At 70.4% G+C, this 25,758-nt stretch carries 18 protein-coding genes and 1 pseudogene; 6 read left to right on the top strand and 13 right to left on the bottom strand.

Features of this window, described 5'->3' with window-relative positions:
* Positions 1 to 34 precede the first annotated feature (34 nt).
* Positions 35 to 502, top strand: coding sequence for a MaoC family dehydratase (locus FHP08_RS15335; RefSeq protein ID WP_147705361.1), 468 nt, complete (start codon positions 35 to 37; stop codon positions 500 to 502).
* Positions 503 to 919: 417 nt separating this feature from the next.
* On the opposite strand, the gene FHP08_RS15330 is transcribed toward FHP08_RS15335, so the two are convergent.
* Entirely contained in the window at positions 920 to 2,314 is a 1,395-nt protein-coding gene (locus FHP08_RS15330; protein WP_147705360.1) for an amidase, read from the bottom strand.
* A gap of 132 nt (positions 2,315 to 2,446) precedes the next feature.
* Between FHP08_RS15330 and FHP08_RS15325 the strand changes: the two genes are divergently transcribed.
* Together FHP08_RS15325 and FHP08_RS15320 are read left to right on the top strand one after the other, a co-directional pair.
* Positions 2,447 to 4,093, top strand: a complete 1,647-nt coding sequence (locus FHP08_RS15325; protein WP_147705359.1) for a bifunctional aminoglycoside phosphotransferase/ATP-binding protein — start codon at positions 2,447 to 2,449, stop codon at positions 4,091 to 4,093.
* On the top strand, positions 4,090 to 5,067 hold the full coding sequence (locus FHP08_RS15320) for a hypothetical protein (protein ID WP_147705358.1): 978 nt from the start codon (positions 4,090 to 4,092) through the stop codon (positions 5,065 to 5,067). The genes FHP08_RS15325 and FHP08_RS15320 overlap by 4 nt, the downstream gene beginning before the upstream one ends.
* A gap of 1 nt (position 5,068) precedes the next feature.
* On the opposite strand, the gene FHP08_RS15315 is transcribed toward FHP08_RS15320, so the two are convergent.
* From FHP08_RS15315 to FHP08_RS15270, 10 genes are all read right to left on the bottom strand, one after another.
* Positions 5,069 to 6,553 carry a glutamate synthase subunit beta gene (locus tag FHP08_RS15315; RefSeq protein WP_147705357.1) on the bottom strand — a complete coding sequence of 495 codons (1,485 nt, stop codon included), beginning with the start codon at positions 6,551 to 6,553 and terminating at the stop codon, positions 5,069 to 5,071.
* Between the two features lie 55 nt (positions 6,554 to 6,608).
* The gene (locus FHP08_RS15310; RefSeq protein WP_147705413.1) at positions 6,609 to 11,444 is read right to left on the bottom strand and encodes a glutamate synthase-related protein; all 4,836 of its coding nucleotides are present in this window, start codon (positions 11,442 to 11,444) and stop codon (positions 6,609 to 6,611) included.
* A gap of 349 nt (positions 11,445 to 11,793) precedes the next feature.
* Positions 11,794 to 12,963 (bottom strand): deoxyguanosinetriphosphate triphosphohydrolase, encoded by a 1,170-nt coding sequence (locus FHP08_RS15305; protein ID WP_147705356.1) that lies wholly within the window; start codon positions 12,961 to 12,963, stop codon positions 11,794 to 11,796.
* 33 nt (positions 12,964 to 12,996) lie between these two features.
* Positions 12,997 to 14,097, bottom strand: a complete 1,101-nt coding sequence (aroB, locus tag FHP08_RS15300; protein ID WP_147705355.1) for a 3-dehydroquinate synthase — start codon at positions 14,095 to 14,097, stop codon at positions 12,997 to 12,999.
* On the bottom strand, positions 14,078 to 14,593 hold the full coding sequence (locus FHP08_RS15295) for a shikimate kinase (RefSeq protein WP_147705412.1): 516 nt from the start codon (positions 14,591 to 14,593) through the stop codon (positions 14,078 to 14,080). Before FHP08_RS15295 ends, aroB begins: the two co-directional genes overlap by 20 nt.
* A gap of 86 nt (positions 14,594 to 14,679) precedes the next feature.
* Positions 14,680 to 16,827 carry a type IV pilus secretin PilQ gene (gene pilQ, locus FHP08_RS15290; protein WP_187272322.1) on the bottom strand — a complete coding sequence of 716 codons (2,148 nt, stop codon included), beginning with the start codon at positions 16,825 to 16,827 and terminating at the stop codon, positions 14,680 to 14,682.
* Positions 16,824 to 17,375, bottom strand: a complete 552-nt coding sequence (locus FHP08_RS15285; protein ID WP_147705354.1) for a pilus assembly protein PilP — start codon at positions 17,373 to 17,375, stop codon at positions 16,824 to 16,826. Before FHP08_RS15285 ends, pilQ begins: the two co-directional genes overlap by 4 nt.
* Positions 17,372 to 18,094 carry a type IV pilus inner membrane component PilO gene (locus FHP08_RS15280; protein ID WP_147705353.1) on the bottom strand — a complete coding sequence of 241 codons (723 nt, stop codon included), beginning with the start codon at positions 18,092 to 18,094 and terminating at the stop codon, positions 17,372 to 17,374. The genes FHP08_RS15285 and FHP08_RS15280 overlap by 4 nt, the downstream gene beginning before the upstream one ends.
* Before the next feature lie 4 nt (positions 18,095 to 18,098).
* Positions 18,099 to 18,791: a PilN domain-containing protein gene (locus tag FHP08_RS15275; protein WP_147705352.1), complete on the bottom strand. Its 693-nt coding sequence runs from the start codon at positions 18,789 to 18,791 to the stop codon at positions 18,099 to 18,101.
* A complete protein-coding gene (locus FHP08_RS15270) occupies positions 18,788 to 19,876 on the bottom strand; it encodes a pilus assembly protein PilM (RefSeq protein WP_407704039.1) in 1,089 nt (362 codons plus the stop codon). The genes FHP08_RS15275 and FHP08_RS15270 overlap by 4 nt, the downstream gene beginning before the upstream one ends.
* A 293-nt stretch (positions 19,877 to 20,169) precedes the next feature.
* Between FHP08_RS15270 and FHP08_RS15265 the strand changes: the two genes are divergently transcribed.
* The 3 genes and pseudogenes from FHP08_RS15265 to lysA all read left to right on the top strand — a co-directional run bounded on the left by FHP08_RS15265 (position 20,170) and on the right by lysA (position 24,085).
* The gene (locus FHP08_RS15265) at positions 20,170 to 22,509 is read left to right on the top strand and encodes a penicillin-binding protein 1A (protein WP_147705351.1); all 2,340 of its coding nucleotides are present in this window, start codon (positions 20,170 to 20,172) and stop codon (positions 22,507 to 22,509) included.
* A 117-nt stretch (positions 22,510 to 22,626) separates the two neighbouring features.
* Positions 22,627 to 22,752 (top strand): annotated as a pseudogene (lptM, locus tag FHP08_RS15260) (LPS translocon maturation chaperone LptM); the annotation flags it as partial.
* Positions 22,753 to 22,810: 58 nt separating this feature from the next.
* Positions 22,811 to 24,085 carry a diaminopimelate decarboxylase gene (gene lysA, locus FHP08_RS15255; protein WP_147705350.1) on the top strand — a complete coding sequence of 425 codons (1,275 nt, stop codon included), beginning with the start codon at positions 22,811 to 22,813 and terminating at the stop codon, positions 24,083 to 24,085.
* A gap of 80 nt (positions 24,086 to 24,165) precedes the next feature.
* Here the strand turns inward: lysA and FHP08_RS15250 are convergent, their stop codons facing one another.
* Both FHP08_RS15250 and msrP read right to left on the bottom strand, forming a co-directional pair.
* Positions 24,166 to 24,765 (bottom strand): protein-methionine-sulfoxide reductase heme-binding subunit MsrQ, encoded by a 600-nt coding sequence (locus FHP08_RS15250; RefSeq protein ID WP_147705349.1) that lies wholly within the window; start codon positions 24,763 to 24,765, stop codon positions 24,166 to 24,168.
* A complete protein-coding gene (gene msrP / locus FHP08_RS15245; RefSeq protein WP_147705348.1) occupies positions 24,765 to 25,751 on the bottom strand; it encodes a protein-methionine-sulfoxide reductase catalytic subunit MsrP in 987 nt (328 codons plus the stop codon). Before msrP ends, FHP08_RS15250 begins: the two co-directional genes overlap by 1 nt.
* Positions 25,752 to 25,758 lie beyond the last annotated feature (7 nt).

Below are 25,758 nucleotides of genomic sequence, written 5' to 3'. Positions count from 1 at the left end.
GCCGGCAGGGTCATCGAAACAGGGAGGATCGAGGATGGCGGTACCGTTCAAGCAGCGCTATTTCGAGGACTACGAGGTCGGCGAGACCGCCGAGTTCGGCGACTACCCGGTCACCCAGGAGGAGATCGTCGAGTTCGCCCGCAAGTACGATCCGCAGCCCTTCCACGTGGATCCCGAAGCCGGCGCGCGCACCGTCTACGGCGGCCTGATCTCCAGCGGCTGGATGACCGGCAGCATCATGATGCGCCTGCTGGTGGACAACTTCATCTCCCCGCTGTCGAGCATGGGCTCGCCCGGCATCGACGAAGTCCGCTGGCACAAGCCGGTGCGCCCCGGCGACCGGTTGCGCGTGCGCACCACCATCCTCGAGAAGCGCCGCTCCGAGAGCAAACCCGACCGTGGCGTGATCCGGGTGCGGCAGGAGGCGATCAACCAGGATGGCGAGACGGTGATGAGCTATACGGGCATGGGCATGTACAAGTGCCGCGGCGCGGGCGGCTGATCGCCGTTCGGTCGTCCGCCGGGCCGCCGGCTTGGGCGTTCGCCCGGCCGCAGGCGAGGGGCAGCCGGCAGCGGGGTCCGGCGATCGAACCGGCACGCGGTCGACCGCTGCGCCATCCCGCCAACGCGTCCGTGGTCGCAGCCGTGAGGGCGCGGCGGCACCCGTCCGCAGTACAGGACCTCCAGGCCACCGGGAGCGGCGAAACCGCGCCGGACATCGTGCAAGCCGCCCGCGACCGAAAGGTTTGTCGCGGGACCCGCTCGTCGGGGGCGAAGCCCCTACGAGGCGGGTGCGACAAACCGAGGTCGGGGCGGGAAGCCCCGCGCAGCGGGGCCGCAGCACATGTCCGGCGCGGTTTCGCCGCTCCCGGTGGCCGGGCGCATGGCACGAGTCACCGGCGCCCCCACGCCCTCATCGTCACGGCTGCGGCCAGGGGCGCAGCGGCGGGCGCAGGAGCTCGAGGGCGCGGGACAGGCGCAGGACCCCCAGATCGTCGAAACGCTGGCCGGCCACCTGAACGCCGATGGGCAGCCCGTCGGCGGAGTGGGTCCAGGGCACCGATGCGGCGGGCTGTTCGCTCATGTTGAAGGCCACGGTGAAGGCGATGTGCGACAGCGCATCGTGCGGATCGTCGCTCGGGCTGTGCTGCTCGGCGCCCCAGGACACGACCGGCGTGGTCGGCATCAGCAGGAAGTCGAAGCGGGCGGTGGCGCGCACCGCCGCGTCGCGCATGGTCATCACCTGGCCGTAGGCAGTCATCACGTCGGCGCCGGTGAAGTTGCTTGCCCGGTGCATGCACCACTCCACGATGAAGGGCAGGATCCTCGATCGGACCTCGGGCGCCATCGTGGCCACGTCGGCGTGCGAGCGGGCCTCGAAGAAGGCGCAGATGCCATCGAGCATCGCGGGCGCGAGGAAGGCCGGCGCCGGCTCGACGATCGCGCCGGCCGCCTCGAGCGCGCGCGCCGCCGACTCGACCGCGGCGACCACTTCGGGCTCGGGCGGGAGGCCGGCGCGCATGTCGGTCAGCACGCCGATCCTCAGGCCCTTGGGCGACAGCCCGTCGACGTTCGCCGCGTAGTCCATCGGTTCGTAGGGCAGGCTCATGAAGTCGCGCGCGTCCGGCCGGGCGAGCGCGTTCATCATCAGCGCGGCGTCGGTCACGCTGCGGGTCATCGGCCCCGCTGCCCGGCCCATGTAGGGCGGGTCGATCGGCACCCGCCCGAGGCTGGGCTTGAGGCCGTACAGCCCGCACAGCGCCGCCGGCAGCCGGATCGAGCCGCCGATGTCGGTGCCGATGTGGAAGGGGCCGTAGCCGGCCGCGCCCGCGGCGCCGGCGCCCGAGGACGAGCCGGCGGTGTTGCGATCGAGGCGCCAGGGATTGCGCGTGGTGCCGTGCATCGACGAGCGCCCCGACGACAGCATGCCGAAGTCGGGCATGGTGGTCTTGCCCAGGATCACGCAGCCCGCCTCGCGCATGCGGACCGCCGGCGGCGCGTCCTGCGCCTTGGGCGTGCGGTCGGTGACCTGCGTGCCCAGCGGGGCCGGGTCGCCCCGGGTGTAGATGTTCTCCTTGATCGTGACCGGCACGCCGTCGATCGCGGACAGAGGGCTGCCGGCGCGCCAGCGCGCCTCGGACCCGGTTGCGGCCTCGAGCGCGGCGTCGCGATGGACCCGATACATCGCGTTGATCTTCGGCTCCCAGCGCTCGATGCGCTCGAGCGCCGCGCGAGCGGCCTCGACCGGCGACAGTTCGCCGCGCGCGTAGGCGTTCGACAGTTCGGCGGCGCTCAGCTCGTGGATCTCGGTCATCGGAATCGTGTCTCCATTTCCTGGCAGGGGTCGCCGGCCCGCTGCGCCGGGCCTGGCGGCCGGTCGCCTTGCCTGCTGGCCAGTCGTGCCGACAGTGTGCCACCATCGGCGAGGCCCGCAGACCGGACCGACATGCCGCAGACGGATTCGAGAACCGCCACGCACGACGCCAACTCGCAGGATGCCGACGAGCCCGCGCCGCCCGACGGCTTCGCGCAGGCGCTGCGCCGGCATCTCGAGTCCGCGCTGGGCCGCCCGGTCCGCTGCATCGAGACGCACATCTCCTGGGTGCTGCTCGACGGCGAGCACGCATGGAAGCTGAAGAAGCCGGTGCGGCTGGGCTTCCTCGACTTCGGATCGGCCGAGGTGCGCGAGCGGTTCTGCCGCGAGGAACTCAGGCTGAATCGGCGTCTCGCCCCCGACCTCTATCTCGACGTGGTCGCGATTCGCGGAAGCCGCGAGCAACCGCGCATCGACGGCGAGGGCCCGCCGATCGACCACGCGGTGCTGATGCGCGAGTTCCCGCCGGGCGCCCTGCTCAGCGAGCGCCTCGCCGCGGGGCGCCTGAACGGCGCGGACCTCGACCGGCTCGCCGAGCGCATCGCGGCCTTTCACGAAGCCGTGCCGGCGGCGGCCCCGGGCGCCGGCTTCGGCAGCGCGGCCCACGTCGGGGCGGCCACCGCGCGCGTGCTCGACTCGCTCGCGCAGCGGCTCGACGATCCGCGCGTGGTCCGGCTGCGCGCCTGGTGCGAGACCGAGGCCGTGCGGCTGCGGCCGGTCTTCGACCGCCGCAGGGCCGAGGGCAAGGTCCGCGAGTGCCACGGCGACCTGCACCTGGCCAACGCGGTGGCGCTGGGCGAGGAGGTCACGGCCTTCGACTGCATCGAGTTCGCTCCCGATCTGCGCTGGATCGACGTGCAGAGCGAAGTGGCCTTCCTGGCGATGGACCTGATGGCCCACGCGCGCGGCGACCTGGCCTTCCGATTCCTCGACGCGTGGCTGGCGCACAGCGGCGACCACGAGGGCGTGCCGGTGCTGCGCTACTACCTGGTCTACCGGGCACTGGTGCGCGCCATGGTGGCGGCGATCCGCGCCGGGCAGCAGGTCGCCGGCGGCGCGCCGACGACCGCCCCGACAGGCGCCTCCGCAGACGCCCCGACAGACTCCCCGACGGCGGCGCCCGACTACCTCGCGCTGGCCGATCGCCTGGCCCGTCTGCGCGATGCGCGGCTGCTGATCACGCACGGGCTGTCGGGCTCCGGCAAGAGCCATCTGGCGGCCCGACTGCTCGAGCGTGCCGGCGCGCTGCGCCTGCGCTCGGACGTGGAACGCAAGCGGCTGGCCGGCCTGCGTCCGCTGGCCAGATCGGGCAGCGGGCCGGGGGACGGCCTCTACCGGGCCGAGGACAGCGTGCGCACCTATGCGCGGCTGCTGGCGCAGGCCACGATCGCGCTCGACGCAGGGTGGCCGGTGATCGTCGACGCGACCTTCCTGCGAGCGCCCGAGCGCGACGCCTTCCGCGCAGCGGCCCGCGAGCGCGGCCTGCCCTTCACGATCCTGCATTGCCGTGCCGAGGCCGACCTGCTGCGCGAGCGGGTCCGCGCGCGCGAGCTGCGCGGCGGCGACCCCTCGGAGGCGGGCCTCGCGGTGCTGGAGCGCCAGATCGCCGGCCACGATCCGTTGCGCGACGACGAGCGGCCCCTGGCCATCGAGGTCGACACCGGCCGGCCGGTGGACATCGACGCGCTCGCCGGGGACTGGGCGAGGCGCGCGCCATGAGCGGGCGCCGCTTCGATGTCTGCAACGGCGACGCCGACGGGCTGTGCGCGGTCGTGCAGTGGCGCCTGCACGATCCGGCGTCGGCCACGCTGGTCACCGGACTGAAGCGCGAGATCGCGCTGCTCGAGCGGGTGCCCGCCGGCGACGGCGACGAAGTGCTGGTCTGCGACCTGTCGATGGCGCGAAACCGCGCGGCGCTGGACGAGATCCTGGCGCGCGGCGCCCGCGTGCGCTACTTCGATCACCACGCGGTGGACGAGATCCCCCGTCATCCCGGGCTGGAGGCGCGCATCGACCTGTCGAGCGGCACCTGCACCAGCCTGCTGGTCGACCGGTTCCTGACCGGCGAGCGCGGCGATGCCCGCTTTCGCGCCTGGGCCGCGGTGGGCGCCTGGGGCGACAACATGGACCCGGCTGCAGAGCGGCTCGCCGACGCCATCGGCCTGCCGCGCGAGGCCCGCGAGCGGCTGCGCGCGCTGGGCATCGCGATCAACTACAACGCCTACGGCGATGACGAGACGGACCTGCTGATCCCGCCCGCCGAACTGTTCCGGCTGATGCTGCGCCACGCCGACCCGCTGGCCTTCGCCGACCACGAGCCGATCGCCGGGCGCATCGCCGGGCAGCGTGAACGCGACCTGGCCCGGGCCACGAGCCTGCCCTTCCTGTGGGACGGGCCGACCGGCAGGGTGCTGGTGCTGCCCGACGAAGCCTGGGCGAGAAGGGTGTCGGGCACGCTCGCCAACGCGCTCGCGCGCGAGGCGCCGGCGCGCGCGCACGCGGTGCTCACGAGACGTTCCGACGGGACGCTGTGGGCCAGCGTGCGGGCGCCGCTGGCCGCCCCGGACGGCGCCGACGCGCTGTGCCGGCGCTTCGGCGGCGCCGGCCGCGCGGCGGCCGGCGGCATCGAGAGGATGGCGCCCGAAGACCTCGGGCGCTTCGTCGAAGCCTTCGCGGCGATGCGCTGGGGCTGACTCAGCGCGGCAGGGTCGACGAGCCCATCAGGAACTCGTCGATCGCCCGGGCGCACTGCCGCCCTTCGCGGATCGCCCAGACGACCAGCGACTGGCCGCGGCGCATGTCGCCGGCAGCGAAGACCTTGCCCACATTGGTGGCGTAGCAGCCCTCGCCGTCGGTGGTGGCCTTCGCGTTGCCGCGTCCGTCCTTCTCGACGCCGAAGGACTCGAGCACCTTCGCCACCGGCGACACGAAGCCCATCGCGAACAGCACCAGGTCGGCCGGCAACTCGAACTCCGAACCGGGCACCTCGGACATCTTCATCTGCCCGGTGGCCTCGTCCTTCTTCCACTCGAGCCGCGCGCCGACCAGCGCCTTGACGCGGCCCTTGCCGTCGTCGACGAAGCGCTTGGTGGTGACCGCCCAGTCGCGCGCGCAGCCTTCCTCGTGCGAGGAAGAAGTGCGCAGCTTGTAGGGCCAGTTCGGCCAGGTGAGCAGCTTGTTCTCCTGCTCGGGCGGCTGGGGCATCAGCTCGAACTGGGTGACCGACCTGGCTCCCTGGCGGTTGCTGGTGCCGACGCAGTCCGAGCCGGTGTCGCCGCCGCCGATCACCACGACGTGCTTGCCGGTGGCAAGGATCTGCTCCTTGAGCTTGTCGCCGGCCACAATCTTGTTCTGCTGCGGCAGGAACTCCATCGCGAAGTGCACGCCGCGCAGCGCGCGGCCGGGCACCGGGAGATCGCGGGGCTGCTCGGCGCCGCCGGTCAGCGCGACCGCGTCGAACTGCTCGAGCAGCTCGGCCGGCGACACGCGCTCCTTCGACCCGTCGTTGATGCCCGGGCCATCGAGCTCGCCCACCAGCACGCCGGTGCGGAAGCGCACGCCCTCGGCCTTCATCTGCTCGACCCGGCGGTCGATGTGGCTCTTCTCGAGCTTGAAGTCCGGGATGCCGTAGCGCAGCAGGCCGCCCACCCGGTCGTTCTTCTCGAACACGGTGACCTCGTGGCCGGCGCGCCCCAGCTGCTGCGCGCAGGCCAGGCCCGCCGGGCCCGCGCCGATCACCGCCACGCGCTTGCCGGTGACCTTGGCGGGAGGCTGCGGCACCACCCAGCCTTCCTCCCATCCCTTGTCGATGATGGCGTGTTCGATCGACTTGATGCCCACCGGGTCGTTGTTGATGTTCAACGTGCACGAGGCCTCGCAGGGCGCCGGGCAGACGCGGCCGGTGAACTCGGGGAAATTGTTGGTCGAATGCAGCGTGTCGAGCGCCAGCTTCCAGTTGCCGCGGTAGACCAGGTCGTTCCAGTCGGGAATGATGTTGTTGACCGGGCAGCCCGTCTGGCAGAAGGGGATGCCGCAATCCATGCACCGCGCGCCCTGCCGCGAGGCTTCCTCGTCGGTCAGGTGCAGGACGAACTCGCGGTAGTGACCCAGCCGCGTCTTCGCGTCTTCGGAGGCTTCCTGAAGGCGCTGGAACTCGAGAAAACCGGTGACCTTGCCCATGTCGCTTGATCCGTGCTGATGTCTTTGTCGCTGCGCTGACGCTGTCCGCGGCCGCTCAGGCCGTGGTCTTCGCCCTGACCTTCCCGCCCTTGCCGGCGGCGTGCATCTCGCCGAGCGCGCGCCGGTACTCGTGGGGGAACACCTTGACGAAGAGACTCCGGCTGCGCTCCCAGTCGTCGAGGATCGTGCGGGCCTTCTCGCTGCCGGTGAAGCGGAAGTGCCGCTCGAGCAACTCCTTGAGGATGATCTCGTCGCACTCGCCGCGGTGCCAGACCGCCGGCTCGACCGACTGCAGCTGCTCCGAGGTGGGCAGGACCCGATCGAGCCCGGCCATCGCGGTGTTGCAGCGCGACTCGAACTGCCCTTCCGGGTCCCACACGTAGGCGATGCCGCCCGACATGCCCGCCGCGAAATTGCGGCCGGTCTCGCCGAGCACGACCACCGTGCCGCCGGTCATGTACTCGCAGCCGTGGTCGCCGGTGCCCTCGACCACCGCGGTGGCGCCGGAGTTGCGCACCGCGAAGCGCTCGCCGGCCACGCCCGAGAAGTAGGCCTCGCCCTCGATTGCGCCGTAGAGCACCGTGTTGCCGACGATGATGTTCTGGTCGGCCTGGCCGCGGAAGTCGTTGGTGGGCCGGACGATGATCCGGCCGCCCGAAAGGCCCTTGCCGACGTAGTCGTTGCCCTCGCCGACCAGGTCGAGCGTGACCCCGCGCGCCAGGAAGGCGCCGAAGCTCTGCCCCGCGGTGCCCTTGAGCTGCACGTGGATCGTGTCCTCGGGCAGGCCGTCGTGACCGAAGCGCCGGGCGACCTCGCCGGACAGCATCGTGCCGACCGTGCGGTTCACGTTGCGGATCTGCAGGATGAAGGACACCTTCTCGCGCCGCTCGAGCGCCGGGCGGGCCAGCTCGATCATCCGGTTGTCGAGCGCCGCGGACAGGCCGTGGTCCTGTGCCTCCACCCGGTGGCGCGGCACTTCGGCCGGCACCGCCGGCACGGTGAAGATGCGCGAGAAGTCCAGGCCGCGCGCCTTCCAGTGCTCGATCCCCTTGCGCATGTCGAGCAGGTCGGCCCGGCCGATCAGCTCGTCGAAGCGGCGCACGCCGAGCCTGGCCATCAACTCGCGGACTTCCTCGGCCACGAAGAAGAAGAAGTTCACCACGTGCTCGGGCTTGCCCTGGAACTTGCGGCGCAGCACCGGGTCCTGCGTGGCCACGCCCACCGGGCAGGTGTTCAGGTGGCACTTGCGCATCATGATGCAGCCCTCGACGACCAGCGGCGCGGTCGCGAAGCCGAACTCGTCGGCGCCGAGCAGCGCGCCGACGACCACGTCGCGGCCGGTCTTCATCTGGCCGTCGGCCTGCACGACGATGCGCCCGCGCAGGCGGTTGAGCACCAGCGTCTGCTGGGTCTCGGCCAGGCCCAGCTCCCAGGGGGTGCCGGCGTGCTTGATCGACGACAGCGGCGAGGCGCCGGTGCCGCCGTCGTGGCCGGCGATGACCACGTGGTCGGCCTTGGCCTTGGCCACGCCCGCCGCGACCGTGCCCACGCCGACCTCGGAGACCAGCTTGACCGAGACCGAGGCGCGCGTGTTCGCGTTCTTCAGGTCGTGGATCAGCTGGGCCAGGTCCTCGATCGAGTAGATGTCGTGGTGCGGCGGCGGCGAGATCAGGCCGACGCCCGGCACCGAGTAGCGCAGCATCCCGATGTACTCGGAGACCTTGTGGCCGGGCAGCTGGCCGCCCTCGCCGGGCTTGGCGCCCTGGGCCATCTTGATCTGGATCTGGTCGGCGCTGGACAGGTACTCGGCGGTGACGCCGAAGCGGCCCGAGGCCACCTGCTTGATCCGCGAGCGCAGCGAGTCGCCATCCTTCAGCGGGATGTCGGCCTCGACGCGATCGGCGCCGAGCAGGCTGCCCAGCGTGTCGCCGGCCTTCACCACCGGCTTGCCGGCGCGCATCTCGGCGCGATAGCGCAGCGCGTCCTCGCCGCCCTCGCCGGTGTTCGACTTGCCGCCGATCCGATTCATCGCCACGGCCAGCGTGGCGTGCGCCTCGGTGGAGATCGAGCCGAGCGACATCGCGCCGGTGGCGAAGCGCTTCACGATCTCGGCGGCCGGCTCGACCTCCTCGATCGGCACCGATTTGCAGGCGTCGAAGCGGAACTCGAACAGCCCGCGCAGCGTCATGTGCCGGCGGGTCTGGTCGTTGATCAGCTGCGCGTACTCCTTGTAGGTGGAATAGTTGTTGGCGCGGGTCGAGTGCTGCAGGCGCGCGATCGAGTCGGGCGTCCACATGTGGTCCTCGCCGCGGATCCGGTAGGCGTACTCGCCGCCGGCGTCGAGCATGCCGGCCAGCACCGGATCGTTGCCGAAGGCCGCGCGGTGCAGGCGCAGCGCTTCCTCGGCGACCTCGAACACGCCGATGCCTTCCACGTTACTCGGCGTGCCGGTGAAGTACTTGTCGACCAGCGCCTTCGACAGGCCGATGGCCTCGAAGATCTGCGCGCCGCAGTAGCTCATGTAGGTCGAGATGCCCATCTTGGACATGACCTTCATCAGCCCCTTGCCGATCGCCTTCACGAAGTTCGCGACCGCCTTGTCGGGGCCGATGCCGCCGGGCGCGCCCTTGTGCAGGTCGGCGATGGTCTGCATCGCCAGGTAGGGGTAGATCGCCTCGGCGCCGTAGCCGGCGAGCAGCGCGAAGTGGTGCACCTCGCGCGCCGACCCGGTCTCGACGACCAGGCCGGTGCTGGTGCGCAGCCCGCGGTTGACCAGGTGCTGGTGGACCGCGCTGGTGGCCAGAAGCGCCGGGATCGCCACGCGGTCGGCCGCCAGCTTGCGGTCGGACACGATCAGGATGTTGTAGCCGGAGCGGGCCGCATCCTCGGCTTCGGCGGCCAGCGACGCGAGCCGCGCCTCGATGCCCTCGCTGCCCCAGGCCACCGGATAGCAGATGTCGAGCTCGTAGGACTTGAACTTGTTGCCGGTGTAGCGCTCGATGTCGCGGATGCGCCCCATGTCCTGCGCGTCGAGCACCGGCTGCGAGACCTCGAGCCGCATCGGCGGGTTGATGTTGTTCAGGTCGAGCAGGTTCGGGCGCGGGCCGATGAAGGACACCAGCGACATGACCATCTGCTCGCGGATCGGGTCGATCGGCGGATTAGTCACCTGCGCGAACAGCTGGCGGAAGTAGTTGTAGAGCGGCTTGTTCTTGTTCGACAGCACCGCGAGCGGCGAGTCGTTGCCCATCGAGCCGACCGCCTCCTCGCCGGCGGCGGCCATCGGGGCCATCAGGAACTTGACGTCTTCCTGCGTGTAGCCGAAGGCCTGCTGCCGGTCGAGCAGCGAGGTCGACACCGCGGGCGTCTGCTGCGAGACCTCGTCGGCGATCTGCTCGGTGCGCTGGGCCTCCTGCTCGGTGGGGCCCAGGGCCTCGCGGGCGGCGGCCTCGAGATCGCGCGGCACGTCGATCTCGTCGAGCTTGATGCGGATCGCCTCGATCCACTCGCGGTACGGCTTGCTGTTGGCGAGCTGGGTCTTGAGCTCGGCGTCGTCGACGATGCGGCCCTGGTCGAGGTCGATCAGGAACATCTTGCCGGGCTGCAGGCGCCACTTCTTGACGATGCGGCTCTCGGGAATGGGCAGGACGCCCGACTCCGAGGCCATGATGACCATGTCGTCGTCGGTCACGCAGTAGCGCGCCGGACGCAGGCCGTTGCGGTCCAGGGTGGCGCCGATCTGGCGGCCGTCGGTGAAGGCGATGGCCGCGGGACCGTCCCAGGGTTCCATCATCGCGGCGTGGAACTCGTAGAAGGCGCGCCGCTTCGGATCCATCAGCGTGTGCTGCTCCCACGCCTCCGGGATCATCATCATCATCGCGTGGGCGATCGGATAGCCCGCCATCACCAGCAGCTCGAGGCAGTTGTCGAAGGTGGCGGTGTCGGACTGGCCCGCGTAGACGATCGGATAGAGCTTGGCCAGGTCGTCGCCGAGCACCGGCGACTTCATCACGCCTTCGCGCGCGCGCAGCCAGTTGTAGTTGCCCTTGACCGTGTTGATCTCGCCGTTGTGCGCGACCAGCCGGTAGGGATGGGCCAGCGGCCACTCGGGGAAGGTGTTGGTCGAGAAGCGCTGGTGCACCAGCGCCAGCGCGGTGACCGCGCGGGGATCCTGCAGGTCCTTGTAGTACTGGCCCACCTGGCCGCACAGCAGCAGGCCCTTGTAGACGATGGTGCGCGCCGACATCGACGGCACGAAGTATTCCTTGCTGTGCTTCAGGCCCAGCATCTGGATCTTGTGGCTCGCCGTCTTGCGGATGACGTAGAGCTTGCGCTCGAGCGCGTCGGTGACCATGACGTCCGGGCCGCGGCCGATGAAGATCTGGCGGATCACCGGTTCCTTGGCCCGCACCGTGGGCGACATCGGCATCCCGCGGTCGAGCGGCACGTCGCGCCAGCCGAGCAGCACCTGCCCTTCGGCGCGCACCGCGCGCTCGAGCTCCTGCTCGCAGGCCAGCCGCGATGCGTGCTCCTTGGGCAGGAAGACCATGCCGACGCCGTACTCGCCGGCCGGCGGCAGCGTGACGCCCTGCTTCGCCATTTCCTCGCGGAAATACAGGTCGGGAATCTGGATCAGGATGCCCGCGCCGTCGCCCATCAGCGAATCCGCGCCCACCGCCCCGCGATGGTCGAGGTTGCAGAGGATCTGCAGGCCCTGCTCGATGATGCGGTGGCTCTTCTTGCCCTTGATGTTGGCGACGAAGCCGACGCCGCAAGAGTCGTGCTCGTTGACCGGATCGTAGAGACCGACCGCCGCCGGCGCGGCCGGCGAGAGAACGGCGGGGTCGCGTCGGCCTTGGGAGGCCGCCCGTTCGAGGGCGTCCCGTTGCATGGCATCCATCAGTGAACTCCAGAGTCCGTGCTGTGCGGCAGCCTGGGGACGACGGAAGGACCGAACTGTCGCCGCAGGCGCAATCCTGCTGCGCGCCTTGCCGGGGCCGGCCCGCCCGGGAAACCTGGCTGCTGGAAGCGGCCGGCCACCCCGAAGCTCAAATGCGCGCAGTCGAACCTTGCAGTATAAGCACCAAGCATGCCGGCTTGGAATTTTTTCTTGCAGTGCAACAACTTAGGGCGATTCGCCCCGGATTCGGGCGCCCCAGTCGGGAGAGTCTCGCACCGTATCAGTGCGGATCAGCGACGCGTACGCACGTGATTGGGGCGAGTTTGCTTCGTTCGCACCGTCAAGGTGCCGCTTCGCTCGCTCCGCCCAGCAGCCCCGCGCCCGGATCCGACCAGTCGACGCCGGACAGCCGGGAATGCTCGCGCACCGCGAAGCGATCGGTCATGCCGGCGATGTAGTCGGCGATCGCCCGCTCGCCGATTGCCTCGACCCGCTCGCGATGCTCGACGGGCAGCAGGCCGGGGTCGGCCCGGTACCAGGCGAACAACTCCTCGACGATGGCCCGGGCGCGCTCCATGACCGCGGAAACGCGCTCGTGCCGGTAAAGCTGCGTGAACAGGAAGCGCTTGAGCTCGGCCGATTGCGCCCGGATGCGGTCGGTGAAGGCGGCCAGCGGCGGCGCGGCGCGGACCTCGTCGATCGACCGGGCGCCGGCGTCTGCGATCCGCCGGCGGGTCTCGCCGATCAGGTCGGTGACCAGCTCGTCGATCATCCTGCGGATGGTTTCGTGCACCAGGCGGCGTCCGTCGAGCCCCGGGTGGGCGGCCTGCGCGGCGGCCCGATGGCGGCCGAACAGCGCCAGCGAGTCCAGCGCATCGAGCCGCACCAGCCCGGAGCGCAGGCCGTCGTCGATGTCGTGGTTGTTGTACGCGATCTCGTCGGCCAGGTTCGCGACCTGGGCTTCCAGGGAGGGCTGGCGTCGGGCGAGGAAGCGCTCGCCCAGCTCGCCCAGCCGGCGGGCGTTGGCCGCCGAGCAGTGTTTGAGGATGCCCTCGCGGGTCTCGAAGCAGAGGTTCAGGCCGTCGAAGGCGGCATAGCGCTGTTCGAGCTCGTCGACCACGCGCAGCGACTGCAGGTTGTGCTCGAAGCCGCCCCAGGGCTTCATGCAGGCGTCGAGCGCGTCCTGGCCGGCGTGGCCGAAGGGGGTGTGGCCCAGGTCGTGGGCCAGCGCGATCGCCTCGACGAGGTCCTCGTCGAGCCGCAGGCAGCGGCTCACCGAACGCGCGATCTGGGCCACCTCGATCGAGTGGGTGAGTCGGGTGCGGAAGAGGTCGCCCTCGTGGTTGACGAAGACCTGGGTCTTGTACTCGAGGCGGCGGAAGGCCGCGCAGTGCACGATGCGGTCCCGGTCGCGCTGGAACTCGCTGCGTGTCGGCGACGACGGTTCCGGATGTCGCCGGCCCCGGCTGCGGGCCGGATCGGCGGCGTAGTCGGCGCGGGAGGCGTTCATCGGCCGCAGCGAACCGGCATCGCCCCGTCTCCGTCAGGCGTCGCCCGCGGCGCAGGCTTCGAAGGTCTCGCGCAGCGGCGCCTCGGGCACCTTGCGCACCACCGCCTTGCCCAGGCCGTCGAGCAGCACGAACTTCGGCGTGCCCTGCTCGGCCTTCTTGTCCACGCTCATCAACTCGAGCCAGCGCTCGGCCGGCCAGCGCGGCGCGCTCACGGGCAAGCGCGCCGAAGCGACCGCCTCGCGCAGCCGGCCGCAGGCCGCGGCGTCGAGCATCCCGAGCCGGCGCGAGAGCTCGGCCGCCATGATCATGCCGGCGCCCACCGCCTCGCCGTGCAGCCAGGCGCCGTAGCCCATGCCGGCCTCGATCGCGTGGCCGAAGGTGTGTCCGAAGTTCAGGATCGCGCGGCGATCGGCCTCGCGCTCGTCGGCGGCCACCACCTCGGCCTTGATCTCGCAGGAGCGCGCGATCGCGGCCGCCATCGGCGCCGGCTCGCAGCCCAGCAGCGCCGCCATGTCGCGCTCGAGCTCGCCCAGGTAGGCGGGGTCGGCGATCGCGCCGTGCTTGAGCATCTCGGCCAGCCCGGCGGAGAGCTCGCGCTGCGGCAGGCTGCGCAGCGTGGTCACGTCGGCCAGCACCAGCCTCGGCTGGTGGAAGGCCCCGATCATGTTCTTGCCGAGCGGGTGATTGATCGCGGTCTTGCCGCCCACCGAGGAATCGACCTGCGCAAGCAGCGTGGTGGGCACCTGCACGAAGTCCACGCCGCGCTGGTAGGTGGCCGCGGCAAAGCCGGCCATGTCGCCCACCACGCCGCCGCCCAGCGCCACGATCAGGCAGTTGCGGTCGAAGCGGTCGGCGAGCAGCGCGTCGAAGATCCGGTTGAGGGACGGCCAGTCCTTGTGGGCCTCGCCGTCGGGCAGGGCAACGGTGACCAGCGCCGAGGCCGCGCCGGCGAGCGCGCGGCGCAGCCGGGGCTCGAAGAGCGGCGCGACCGTCTCGTTGGTCACGATCGCGACCTGGCGGCCGCGCGCGTGCGCCAGCAGCGCGGGGCAGTCGTCGAGCAGGCCCTCGCCGATCAGGATCGGGTAACTGCGCTCGCCGAGCGAGACGTCGATTTCATGGAGAGTCTTCGGCACGGTCGGGCAGCATCGCTTCGGGGAGGCGCCCGATTATATCGGCCACCAGCGCGTCGATCGGCGCTCGCCCGCTGGTGACGGTCAGGTGCGCGACCTCGCGGTAGAGCGGCTCGCGGGCGGCCAGCAGGTCGGCGATCCGCTGGCGCGGGTTCTCGGTGCGCAGCAGCGGCCGGACCCGGTCGCGCTTGAGGCGCTGCCACAACTCGGCCGCGCCGGCCCGCAGGAAGACCACCAGGCCCCGGTCGCGCAGGCGCTCCCGGTTCTCGGGCAGCAGCACCGCGCCGCCGCCGGTGGCCAGCACGATGCCCGGCTCGCGGGTCAGCGCGTCGATGACCGCGGCCTCGCGGCGGCGGAAGCCGTCCTCCCCCTCGAGCTCGAAGATGGTGGCGATCGGCACGCCGCAGCGCGACTCGAGCTCCTTGTCGGCATCGACGAAACGCCGGCCCAGCCTCGCGGCCAGCCGGCGTCCGACGGTCGTCTTGCCCGAGCCCATCATGCCGACCAGCACGATGGGGCGCGAATCCGCGCCGGGCGGCCCGACAGCCCCTTCGGGCTGATGCGGGGCCGGCGGTCCGCCCGCGCTCACCTCGCCATCGCGGTGTCGGTCACGACACGCGGGGTCAGGAAGACCAGCAGCTCGCTGCGGTCGTTCTGGCGCTCCTTGTTCTTGAACGCGTAGCCCAGGATCGGGATGTCGCCGAGCAGCGGCACCTTGTTCTCCCGGTCGCGCTCGATCTGCTCGTAGATGCCGCCGATGACCACGGTGCCGCCGTTCTCGACCAGCACCTGGGTCTCGACCCGCCGCGTGTCGATCGCCACGCCGCTGGGCAGCAGTTCCGCCGCGTTGTCGCGGCTCACCTTGACCGTCATGATGACGCTGCCCTCGGGCGTGATCTGCGGCGTGACCTCGAGCTTGAGCACCGCCTTCTTGAACTGCACGGCGGTCGCGCCGCTCGAGGTGGCCTGCTGGTACGGGATCTCCTTGCCCTGCTCGATGATCGCGGTGCCCTGGTCGGCGGTGAGCACCCGCGGGCTGGACAGCACCTTGCCCCGCTGGTCGGCCTCGAGCGCCGAGATCTCCAGGTTGAGGAAGCGTGTCAGGCCCGAATTGAACAGGCTGACCGCGAAGGACGAGGGCTGGATCGTGCCGATCGCCGCTGCGGGCAGATTCACGAAGTTGGCGTTCGGCAGCAGCGTGGTGCCTGCGCTGACCGCGGTGGGCAGCGGCGTCAGGTCGGCCACGCCCTGCAGGTTGCCGGACACCGTGGCCCGGCCGGCGAAGCTGCCGGCGCTGGCGTTGATCCGGTTGTAGCCGAAGCGTGCGCCCAGGTTGCGCGAGAAGCGGTCGTCGGCCTCGACGATGCGGGCCTCGATCAGCACCTGGCGCACCGGCACGTCGACCTGCTCGATGACCTTGCGGACCGCCTCGAGGCGCGAGACCGTGTCCTGCACGAAGACCTTGTTGGTGCGCTGGTCGATGACCACGCTGCCGCGCTTGGACAGCACGCGCTGCTTGTCGTTGCCGAGCAGCTTCTGGACTTCCTCGGCCTTCTGGTAGTTCAGCTGGAAGGTCTCGGTGCGCACCGGCTCGATCTCGGCGATCTGCTGCCGGGCCTCGAGCTCGAGCTTCTCCTTGGCCGCCAGCTCGTCGCGCGGCGCGACCATGATCACGTTGCCGTTGCGGCGCATGTCCAGGCCCTTGGACTGGAGCACGATGTCCAGGGCCTGGTCCCAGGGCACGTCCTTCAGGCGCAGCGTGAGGCTGCCCGACACCGAGTCGCTGGTCACGATGTTCAGGTTCGTGAAATCGGCGATGACCTGCAGCAGCGCGCGGACCTCCACGTTCTGGAAGTTCAGCGACAGGCGCTCGCCGCGATAGCGCGGCTGCGAGCCCTGCGCGAGCCGCGACGGGTCCTCGCGAACCGGCTTGACCTCGACGACGAACTGCGTGTCGCTCTGGTAGGCGTTGTGCTCCCACTGGCCGGTGGGCTCGATCACCAGCCTGGCGTTGTCGCCTTGCTGGAAGGCGCGCACCGAGCTGACCGGCGTGCCGAAGTCGCCCACGTCGAGGCGGCGGCGCAGGTTGTCGGGCAGCGCGGTGTTCAGGAAGTCGACGACGATCGTCGAGCCTTGCTGGCGCACGTCGACGCCGACGCCGCTGTCGGAGAGCTCGACGACCACGCGGCCCTCGCCGTCGCGGCCGCGCCGGAAGTCGACGTCGCGCAAGGCCTGGCCGGCCGCGGTGTCGGCCTTCGCGAAGCTGTAGGTGCTCGCCGACGCGCCCGCGGAGGGCGCGGTCGTGACCGGCTCGAGCGCCACCACCAGCGCATTGCCGTCGATCGTGGTGGTGTGGCTCAGCGCCCGCTTGAGGTTGAGCACGAGCCGCGAGCGCTGGCCCGACTGCACGATGGCGACGCTGCGAACGTCGCCCTGCGGAAGCTCGATCGTGTTCTGGCCGGAGGCGTTGGCGGTGTCGACCAGGTCGAGCGCGATGCGCGGCGGACTGGAGATCGAGAAGCCCGCGGGCACGGTGGCCGGCGGGGACTTGAGGTTGATCCTGAGGTAGGTCGTGGTGCCCTGCTGGGCGCTGGTGACCGATTCGATCGAGTTGGACTGGGCCAGCGCGGCGGAGGCGCCGGCCAGCCAGACCATCAGGATCGCGCAGGCGCGGCCTGCCGATCTCGCGAAAGCGCCCTGGATGCGTGACTGCCCGCCGGTAATCGAAATCATTTGCCCCCCTCCTGCAACTGCAAGGTCGTCTCGCGGTGGACCCAGTCACCGGCTGCGTCCTGCACCAGTTCCCGCAGCCTCACTTCGTTCTCGGCGACACGCGTGATGACGCCATGGTTCTGTCCTGCGTGGTTGCCCACCCGGGCCTGGTGCACGACGCTCTCGACCTGCAGCAGCGCGAAGTTCTGCCTGCCGTTCGACATGTGCCCCACCATCCGGATCGCGTCGAGCGGGAAACTCTCCAGCTGCTCGCGCGGCCGCGCCAGGTCGGGCTTCAGCACGCTGCCTCGGCTCGACCGCGCGTCGTCCGCCGACAGGCCGGCGAGCCGGGTGCGCGCGAAAGGATGGACCTCGGCGGCGCGATCGTAGCGGAAAGGCTCGAACTTCTTCGGCTCGGCGATCGTTTCCCGGACCGGCTGCATGGTCGCACGCACGTTCTCCATCCAGCTGCGCAGCTCGCTGCGGTCGTCGCCGCAGCCGGCCAGCATCGCCGCCAGCATCGCGGCGGCGAGCAGCGGCATCCTTGCCGCAATCGTTTCGCGGGTCATGCCTTGCCTCCGCCTGCCTTGCCTTTGCCCGCGGGCGCCTTGGCCGCGGCTTCCTTGCGTTTCTGCTCGGCGACCTCTTCCGCATCGAGGTAGCGGAAGGTCTTCGCCGTGGCCTCCATCACCAGCGGTCCCGCCGGCTTGACGCCGCCGGTCGTGGGGCCGGCGCGATCCGGCGCGACGATCCGCACGTCGTGCAGCGTGACGATGCGCGGCAGGTTGGCCACGTCGCTGGTGAAGGCCGCGAAGTCGTGATAGTCGCCGGTGAGCCGGATGCTGATCGGCAGCTCCGCGTAGTACTCGCGGACCATCACCTGGCCGGGCTTGAACAGCTCGAACTGCAGCCCGCGCCCGACACCGGCCTGGTTGATGTCGGACAGCAGCGCGTCCATCTCGGCCTTGCTGGGCAGCTGCTTCTCGAGCTGGCTCACGTACTGCATGACCTGCTCCTTCTGCTTGCGCAGCACCGGCAGGTTGACCGCCTGTTTCATCTTGTCGACGAACTGGCCGCGCAACTGGACCTCTTCGCCGCGACGGCGCTCGAGCTCCTCGAACTGCCCCTTCCAGTACACGGCCCAGGCCACCGCCATGACGGCGGCGACGATCAGGGCGAGCAGCGCGACCTTGGGCAACGCGGGCCACAGCCCGGGGTGGCGCTCGCGCAAGCCGTCGAACTGGGCGGCGACCGCGGAGAGATCGATCTTCGGATTCAGCTTTGCCATGGCGTCAGTTCCTGCCTGTGGCCGGCGCGAGCGCCGCCTGCCGGGCCGGAGCCGGCCTGGCCTGGCCGCCCTGGGCGGCGGCCGCAGCGGCCTCGGCCTCCGGACTGCGGATCAGCGCGTTGACCGAGAACTCGTAGACCCGTCGTGCGTCGGCGCCATCGGCCGCGCCGCGCCCGGCCTGCCTGGCCGCCTGCGGATCCCCGAGCGGGACCGCCTTGATCTCGACGAGCTCGGGACGCTCCAGCCAGGGCGAATCGTTCGCGAGGCTGCGCAGCAGGTCCGAGATCCGCTCGTTGGACTGCGCCAGCCCCACCAGCGTGACCTTGCGCGCATCCTGCTTCACGCTCTTCAGGAAGGCGCCCTCGGGCATCTGCCTGACCAGCTCGTCGACCAGGTGAACCGGGATCGTGCGGTTCGCCTGCAGCGTCTCGACCGCCAGCTGGCGGGCGCGCAGCGCGTCGATCTCGGCGCGCAGGGTCGCGATCTCCTTGATCTGCTCGTCGAGCTTGGCGTTCTCGGCGCGGATGAAATCGTTGCGCGCGCGCTGGGTGTCGATCTGGCCGTCGATGACCATGCCCACCGCGAAGGCGGCCAGCGCCGCGCCGATCGTGGTGGCCCCGAGCAGCAGCAGGAAGTCCTTCTTGCGGCGCTCACGCCGCATCTCGCGATGCGGCAGCAGATTGATTCTCACGTTCATGCGTCGAACCTGCGCATTGCGAGGCCGGCGGCGACCAGGAGCGCCGGCGCGTCACCGCGCAGCTGGCGTTCGCGGATCGACTCCGACAGTTCCATGCCCTTGAAGGGGCTCAACAGCTCGGTCGGCACCTGGGTGCGCTCGGCCACCGCCTCGACCAGCCCCGGCACCACCGCCGAGCCGCCGGCCAGCAGGATCTGGTCGACCCGGGTGTAGGGCGTGGAGGTGAAGAAGAACTGGAGCGCGCGGCCGATGTCGGTGGCGCCCTGCTCCACGAACGGCTGCAGCAGGTCGCGCTGGTAGTTGTCGGGCAGGTCGCCGGTGCGCTTGCGGGCCTCGGCCTCCTCGGGCGTCAGCCCGTACAGCCTCACCAGCTCCTGCGTGAGCTGCTGGCCGCCGAAGGCCTGCTCGCGCTCGAAGATCGTCTGCTGGTTGAGCACCACCGTCACGCTGGTGGTGGTCTGGCCGATCGAGAAGACGGCGATGATCCGGCCCTGCCCCGCATCGGGCAGGAAGCCGGTCACATGGTCGACCGCCGAGCGCAGCGCGTAGGGCTCGACGTCCATGACGACCGGCTTCAGCCCGGCCATCTCGGCCACGGCGACCCGGTCGTCGACCTTCTCCTTGCGCGACGCGGCGAGCAGCACCTCGACGTCCGGCTCGTCTTCCGCGGAACTGGCGGGCCCCAGGATCTGGAAGTCGAGGTTGACCTCGTCGATCGGGAAGGGGATGTACTGGCTGGCCTCGGTCTCGACCTGGACCTCGTAGTCCTCTTCGCGCAGACCGCCGGGCAGGCTGATCTTCTTGGTGATGACCGCGCCCGACGGCAGGGCCAGGGCCGCTTCCTTCGCCCTGGTGCCGCAGCGCTTGAGCGCCCGCGTCAGCGAGTCGGCGACCGCCTCGGGCTTCTCGATGTTGCCGTCGACGATCGCGCCTCGCTCGATCGGCTCGATTGCGTATCGTTCCAGCCGCAGCGCGGCCTTCTGGCCCCGCGACAGCTCGACCACCTTGACGCTCGAGGCGCTGAGGTCTATCCCCACCAGAGGAGGGGTGGCGCGCCTGAGCCCACCTGTCAGAGTAATAGCCACGGATAGCCTCAAAAATTCTTTTAGAACAGATATTTACGCGGCCATTTGCATCTGGTTTCTGAATGCTATCAATGGCCTCGATTTAATGTAAAGCTTTTTGTGGAAAACTTGACTGTTGCGGGACTCCATCCGTCGTACGGCAACGACCATCCGGCAGGATCGGGCCTGTCAGAGGCCTGCCCCGGCCCTGCCCGGGGTCGGCCCCACCCCCATCACGCCGGGGCTGGAGTGGGCCCGTATAATCGGCAATCCCCTTCCGCCGAGGTCATTCCCAGTTGCCCGCGCCGTCGCGCATGAGCCGCAAGTCCGCCCGCCCCGCCTCCAAGCCGGCCAGGTTCCGCTGGCGGACGCTCGTGCTCGCGGCGATCGCGATCCCGGTCGCGGGGATCGCGTCGGCGCTGCTGGCGGTCGCGCTCGCGCTGTTGCTGGCCAACGACAGGCTCCCGCCGCTCGACGCGCTGATCGACTACCGGCCGCGGATCCCGCTGCGCGTGTACACCGCCGATGGCGTGCTGATCGGCGAGTTCGGCGAAGAGCGGCGGACCTTCGTGCGCATCGAGGATGTTCCCGACGTCATGAAGTACGCGGTGGTCGCCGCCGAGGACGCCCGCTTCTTCGAACACGCCGGCGTCGACCTGGTGGGCGTGGCGCGTGCCGCACTGGCCAACCTGAGCGCGGGCGGCACCGAGCAGGGGGCCAGCACGCTCACCATGCAGCTGGCCCGCGAGTTCTTCCTGTCGCCGGAACGCACCTACACCCGGAAGATCATCGAGATCCTGCTCGCCTTCCGCATCGAGGAGAGCCTGAGCAAGGACCAGATCCTCGAGCTCTACCTGAACCAGATCTTCCTGGGCAAGCGCGCCTACGGCTTCGCGGCAGCCGCGCAGACCTACTTCGGCAAGCCCCTGGCCCAGGTGAGCGCGGCCGAGGCGGCCATGCTCGCCGGCCTGCCCAAGGCGCCCTCCCGCTTCAATCCGCTGGTGAATCCAAGGCGGGCGACCGAGCGCCAGCGCTACATCCTGCGGCGGATGCTCGAATCAGGCTTCCTGACCCAGGCCCAGTACGACGCGGCGCTGGCCGAGAAGCTGCAGTTCGCTCAGCCCGACTCCGGCTACGCGGTCGAGGCTCCCTATGTGGCGGAGCTCGCGCGGCAGCTTGCCTGGGACCTCTACCGCGAGGACTCCTACACCTCCGGTCTCAAGATCTTCACCACCATCCTCGCGGAGGACCAGAAGGCCGCCAATGCGGCGCTGCGCGACGGCCTGTTCGAGTACGACCGGCGTCACGGCTTCCGCGGACCCGAGCGCTTCATCGACCTGTCGGGCGACCCGGCCGTCGCGGCCGACCAGATCGAGGCGGCGATCGCCGAGGCCGCCGATTACGACGAACAGCTCGATCCGGCGGTCGTGCTGGAGGCCTCGCCGAAAGCGGTGACCGTGAGCCGCGGCAAGGGCGGCGAGCCCATCACCATCGAGCAGAAGAACCTGCGCTTCGTGGCGCGGGCGCTCGCGCCCAAGGCGCCCGCCGCGCTGCAGCTGCGGCGCGGCGCCGTGGTGCGCGTCGCCCGGAACGCGAAGGGCGAATGGGAGATCGCCCAGCTTCCCGAGGTGCAGGGCGCCTTCGTGGCCGCCAGCACCGCCGACGGGGCGGTCCGGGCGCTGGTCGGCGGCTTCGACTTCTCGCGCAACAAGTTCAACCGGGTCACCCAGGCCTGGCGCCAGCCGGGCTCGGCGTTCAAGCCCTTCATCTACTCGGCGGCGCTCGAAAAGGGGATCATGACCAGCACGATCGTCAACGACGCGCCTTTCAGGGTCGACCCCGCCGTCACCGGCGGGCAGCTCTGGGAGCCCAAGAACTACGACGGCAAGTACGACGGCCCGATGCCGCTGCGCACCGCACTGGCCCGCTCGAAGAACATGGTCTCGATCCGGGTCCTCGACGAGATCGGCCCGCAGTACGCCCAGGACTACATCACCCGGTTCGGCTTCGACGCCGCGCGTCACCCCCCCTTCCTGACCATGGCGCTGGGCGCGGGCTCGGTCACGCCCTGGCAGATGGTCGGCGCGATCTCCGTGTTCGCCAACGGCGGCTACCGGATCGATCCCTACATCGTCGAGCGGATCACCGACGGCTCGGGCCGGGTGCTGGCGCAGGCGCGGCCCGCCCGCGCGGGCGACGAGGCGCGCCGCGCGATCGATCCGCGCAACGCCTTCCTGATGGACAGCATGCTGCGAAGCGTCGTGCGTTTCGGCACGGCCGCCCGGGCGAAATCGCTCAAGCGCAGCGACCTGGCCGGCAAGACCGGCACGACCAACGATTCGCACGACGCCTGGTTCGTCGGCTACCAGCCCACCGTGGCCGCCGTCGCCTGGGTCGGGTTCGACCAGCCGCGCAAGCTCGGCGACCGGGAAACCGGCGGCGGCCTGGCCCTGCCGATCTGGATCGACTACATGGCCGCTGCACTGAAAGGCGTGCCCGAGGCCGGCGAGAACCCGCCGCGCGGCGTGGTCCGTCTCGATGGCGAGTACTACCTGAGCGAGACGCGGCCCGGGCAAGGCGTCGCGACCATCGGCATCGAGGACGGCCTGGCCACCGGCGAGAACGTCGACGAAGTGCGCGACCAGGTGTTCTAGAGGCCTGCGGCCACACGGTCCAGGCGGCGCTCCGGGCCCGGCATGGCAGGCTGTGCCGCATGCTAGACTGGCTTGGTGGACTTCGCGAACACAGGGCGTCTTTCTCGGGTTCGCCCGCTGCGCTGCGCGATCCTCGCCGCGCTCGCGGGCGCGACGTTGCTCGCCGGCTGCGGGCAGCGCGGACCGCTCTACCTGCCCGACCAGCCGCCGCCCAAGAAGCGTCTTTCGCAGTCGCCTGATCCCGGACCGGTCCGCGCCGTCTTGACGCTGGCCCCCTCTCCTCGATCCTGATCCCATCGCCATGGAAGCCTTCCACTACCGCCAGCATCGGCTGCTGGCCGAAGACGTCGCGCTTGCCGACATCGCCGAGCGCTTCGGCACGCCCACCTGGGTCTATTCGAAGGCGGCCATCGCCTCGGCCTTCGACGAGTTCGCCGGTGCGGCGGCCGGCCGCAGGGTGCTCGTCTGCTACGCGCTGAAGGCAAACTCCAACCTGGCGATCATCGACCTGCTCGCCCGGCGCGGCGCGGGCTTCGACATCGTGTCGGGCGGCGAGCTCGAACGGGTGCTGGCCGCCGGCGGCGATGCCTCGCGGATCGTGTTCTCCGGCGTCGGCAAGTCGCGCACGGAGATGCAGCGCGCGCTCGAGATCGGCGTGCGCTGCTTCAACGTGGAATCCGAGAGCGAACTGCGGCGACTGGACGAGGTCGCCGGCGCGCTCGGACGACGGGCGCCGGTCTCGCTGCGCGTGAACCCCGACGTCGACGCGGGCACCCATCCGTACATCTCCACCGGGCTGCGCGAGAACAAGTTCGGCATCGCGCACGAGGAAGCGCTGCGCGTGTACCGGCTGGCCGCCTCGCTGCCGAACCTCGACGTGCTCGGCATCGATTGCCACATCGGCTCGCAGATCACCACGATCGAGCCCTTCCTGGCCGCGCTCGACAAGGTGCTCGAGCTGGTCGATTCGCTCGCGGCCGCAGGCATCGCGCTGAAGCACCTCGATCTCGGCGGCGGGCTGGGCATCCGCTACGACGACGAGACCCCGCCCTCGCGCGCCGCGTTGCTGCAGGCGGTGTTCGAGCGGCTCGACCGCCATCCGCGCGGCCGCGAATTCGAGGTGCTGTTCGAGTTCGGCCGCTCGATCGTGGGCAATGCAGGCGTGCTGCTGACCCGCGTCGAGTACCTGAAGACGAATGCCGACCGGCACTTCGCGATCGTCGACGCCGCGATGAACGACCTGATGCGCCCTTCGCTCTACGAGGCCTGGCACGACGTGCTGCCGGTCGACGCCTCGGCGCCGCGCGAGGCCGCTGCCTGGGACGTGGTCGGCCCGGTCTGCGAGTCCGGCGACTGGCTCGCGCGGGGGCGCCGGCTCGCCATCGGCGAAGGCGACCTGCTTGCGATCATGTCGGCCGGCGCCTACGGCATGGCGATGAGCTCGAACTACAACACCCGGCCGCGCGGCGCCGAGGTGCTGGTCAGCGGCGACAAGGCGGTGCTGGTGCGCGAGCGCGAGCGCGTCGAGGACTTGTTCGCCCACGAACGCCGGCTGCCCGACCCGCTCGCCGGCTGAACTCGGCAGCCGGGTCGACCGGCCGGTTTCACAGGCCGGGCTCGACTGCCGCAGCCGCCGGCCGGGGTCGTTCGCCGCGGTCAGCGCCCTCGCCGGCGCCCGACCAGCCGCGCAGCCAGCAACAGCGCGATCACCGCTCCGTAGAAGGCCGGCTCGCCGAAGTCGTTCTTGCCGGCCTTGTGCCACCAGAAGTGCAGCACCGCCAGGGGGCCGATCAGGTAGACCAGGCGGTGCAGCGTCAGCCAGCGCGAACCCAGGCGCCTGACCATCGCCTGGGTGGAGGTGGCGGCCAGCGGCACCATCAGCAGGAAGGCCAGGAAGCCGACGGTCACGAAGGGCCGCTCGAGCACGTCGAGCAGCATCGCCGCCAGGTCGAACCAGTGCTCCAGCCACAGGAACACCGTGAAGTGCAGCGAGGCGTAGAAGAAGGCGAACAGGCCAAGCATCCGACGCAGCCTCACCAGCGCGTTCCAGCCGCTCAGCCGTCGCAGCGGCGTGATCGCGAGCGTCAGGCAGAGCATGACCAGCGCCCATGTGCCGGTGGAGCGGGTCACGAACTCGACCGGGTTGGCGCCGAGCTCGCCGGCGAAGCCGAGCAGGAACAGCCGGGCCAGCGGCAACAGCGACAGCAGGAAGATCGCCGGCTTCAGCCAGCGCGGCAGGCCGGCCCGGGGGGCCATCAGAAGTTCTTGCGCAGGTCCATGCCGGCGTAGAGCGAAGCGACCTGGTCCGCGTAGCCGTTGAACATCAGCGTGGGGCGCTTGCGCTGCAGGAAGCCGTCCTCGCCGATGCGTCGTTCGCTGGCCTGCGACCAGCGCGGATGCGCGACCTCGGGATTCACGTTCGAGTAGAAGCCGTACTCGTGCGGCGCGGCACGGTACCAGCTGGTGACCGGCTGCTTTTCGACGAAGCGGATCTTCACGATCGACTTGCCGCTCTTGAAGCCGTACTTCCAGGGCACCACCATGCGCACCGGCGCGCCGTTCTGGTTGGGCAGCACTTCGCCGTACAGGCCCAGCGCGAGCAGCGCGAGCGGGTGCATCGCCTCGTCCATGCGCAGGCCCTCGACATAGGGCCAGGCGAGCACCGACGACGACAGGCCGGGCATCTGCTTCGGATCGGCCAGCGTGTGGAACTCGATGTACTTCGCGTTGCCGGTGGGCTGGACCTGATTGATCAGCGCCGACAGCGGATAACCGATCCAGGGAATGACCATCGACCAGCCCTCGACGCAGCGCATCCGGTAGATGCGCTCCTCGAGCGGAGCGAGCTTCATCAGCTCGTCGATGCCGAACATGCGCGGCTTCGCGACCTCGCCCTCGACCACGACCGTCCACGGCCGTGTCTTGAGCGATTTCGCGTAGCGCGCGGGATCGTCCTTGTCGGTGCCGAACTCGTAGAAGTTGTTGTAGCCGGTGACGTCCTTGTAGGGCGTCGGCGGCTCGGCGGTCGAGAGCGGGCTGGCGGCGGCCGACAGTCGCGGCGCGGTGCTCGATGCGGGGGGCGCCAGCGGCGCGGCGAACGCCGCCGAAGGAAGCCCCGCCAGCGCGCCCGAGCCGGCTGCCAGCGCGGCGGCCTTCAGGATGTCGCGGCGGCCGCGATAGACCGCCTGCGGCGTGATTTCGGAAGCGAGCGGGTCGTTCCGGTGAGTGAAGCGGACAAGCATGACAACC

Source organism: Zeimonas arvi (assembly GCF_008039575.1).
Classification (GTDB): domain Bacteria; phylum Pseudomonadota; class Gammaproteobacteria; order Burkholderiales; family Burkholderiaceae_E; genus Zeimonas; species Zeimonas arvi.
This window is presented reverse-complemented; position numbering and strand designations above follow the sequence as displayed.

What these genes read in the sequence shown, in the direction of transcription:
- FHP08_RS15335 (WP_147705361.1), top strand. Translation starts at nt 35, where the DNA reads ATGGCGGTACCGTTCAAGCAGCGCTATTTCGAGGACTACGAGGTCGGC.
- FHP08_RS15330 (WP_147705360.1), bottom strand. Translation starts at nt 2,314, where the DNA reads ATGACCGAGATCCACGAGCTGAGCGCCGCCGAACTGTCGAACGCCTAC.
- FHP08_RS15325 (WP_147705359.1), top strand. Translation starts at nt 2,447, where the DNA reads ATGCCGCAGACGGATTCGAGAACCGCCACGCACGACGCCAACTCGCAG.
- FHP08_RS15320 (WP_147705358.1), top strand. Translation starts at nt 4,090, where the DNA reads ATGAGCGGGCGCCGCTTCGATGTCTGCAACGGCGACGCCGACGGGCTG.
- FHP08_RS15315 (WP_147705357.1), bottom strand. Translation starts at nt 6,553, where the DNA reads ATGGGCAAGGTCACCGGTTTTCTCGAGTTCCAGCGCCTTCAGGAAGCC.
- FHP08_RS15310 (WP_147705413.1), bottom strand. Translation starts at nt 11,444, where the DNA reads ATGCAACGGGACGCCCTCGAACGGGCGGCCTCCCAAGGCCGACGCGAC.
- FHP08_RS15305 (WP_147705356.1), bottom strand. Translation starts at nt 12,963, where the DNA reads ATGAACGCCTCCCGCGCCGACTACGCCGCCGATCCGGCCCGCAGCCGG.
- FHP08_RS15295 (WP_147705412.1), bottom strand. Translation starts at nt 14,593, where the DNA reads ATGATGGGCTCGGGCAAGACGACCGTCGGACGCCGGCTGGCCGCGAGG.
- pilQ (WP_187272322.1), bottom strand. Translation starts at nt 16,827, where the DNA reads ATGATTTCGATTACCGGCGGGCAGTCACGCATCCAGGGCGCTTTCGCG.
- FHP08_RS15285 (WP_147705354.1), bottom strand. Translation starts at nt 17,375, where the DNA reads ATGACCCGCGAAACGATTGCGGCAAGGATGCCGCTGCTCGCCGCCGCG.
- FHP08_RS15280 (WP_147705353.1), bottom strand. Translation starts at nt 18,094, where the DNA reads ATGGCAAAGCTGAATCCGAAGATCGATCTCTCCGCGGTCGCCGCCCAG.
- FHP08_RS15275 (WP_147705352.1), bottom strand. Translation starts at nt 18,791, where the DNA reads ATGAACGTGAGAATCAATCTGCTGCCGCATCGCGAGATGCGGCGTGAG.
- FHP08_RS15265 (WP_147705351.1), top strand. Translation starts at nt 20,170, where the DNA reads ATGAGCCGCAAGTCCGCCCGCCCCGCCTCCAAGCCGGCCAGGTTCCGC.
- lysA (WP_147705350.1), top strand. Translation starts at nt 22,811, where the DNA reads ATGGAAGCCTTCCACTACCGCCAGCATCGGCTGCTGGCCGAAGACGTC.
- FHP08_RS15250 (WP_147705349.1), bottom strand. Translation starts at nt 24,765, where the DNA reads ATGGCCCCCCGGGCCGGCCTGCCGCGCTGGCTGAAGCCGGCGATCTTC.
- msrP (WP_147705348.1), bottom strand. Translation starts at nt 25,751, where the DNA reads ATGCTTGTCCGCTTCACTCACCGGAACGACCCGCTCGCTTCCGAAATC.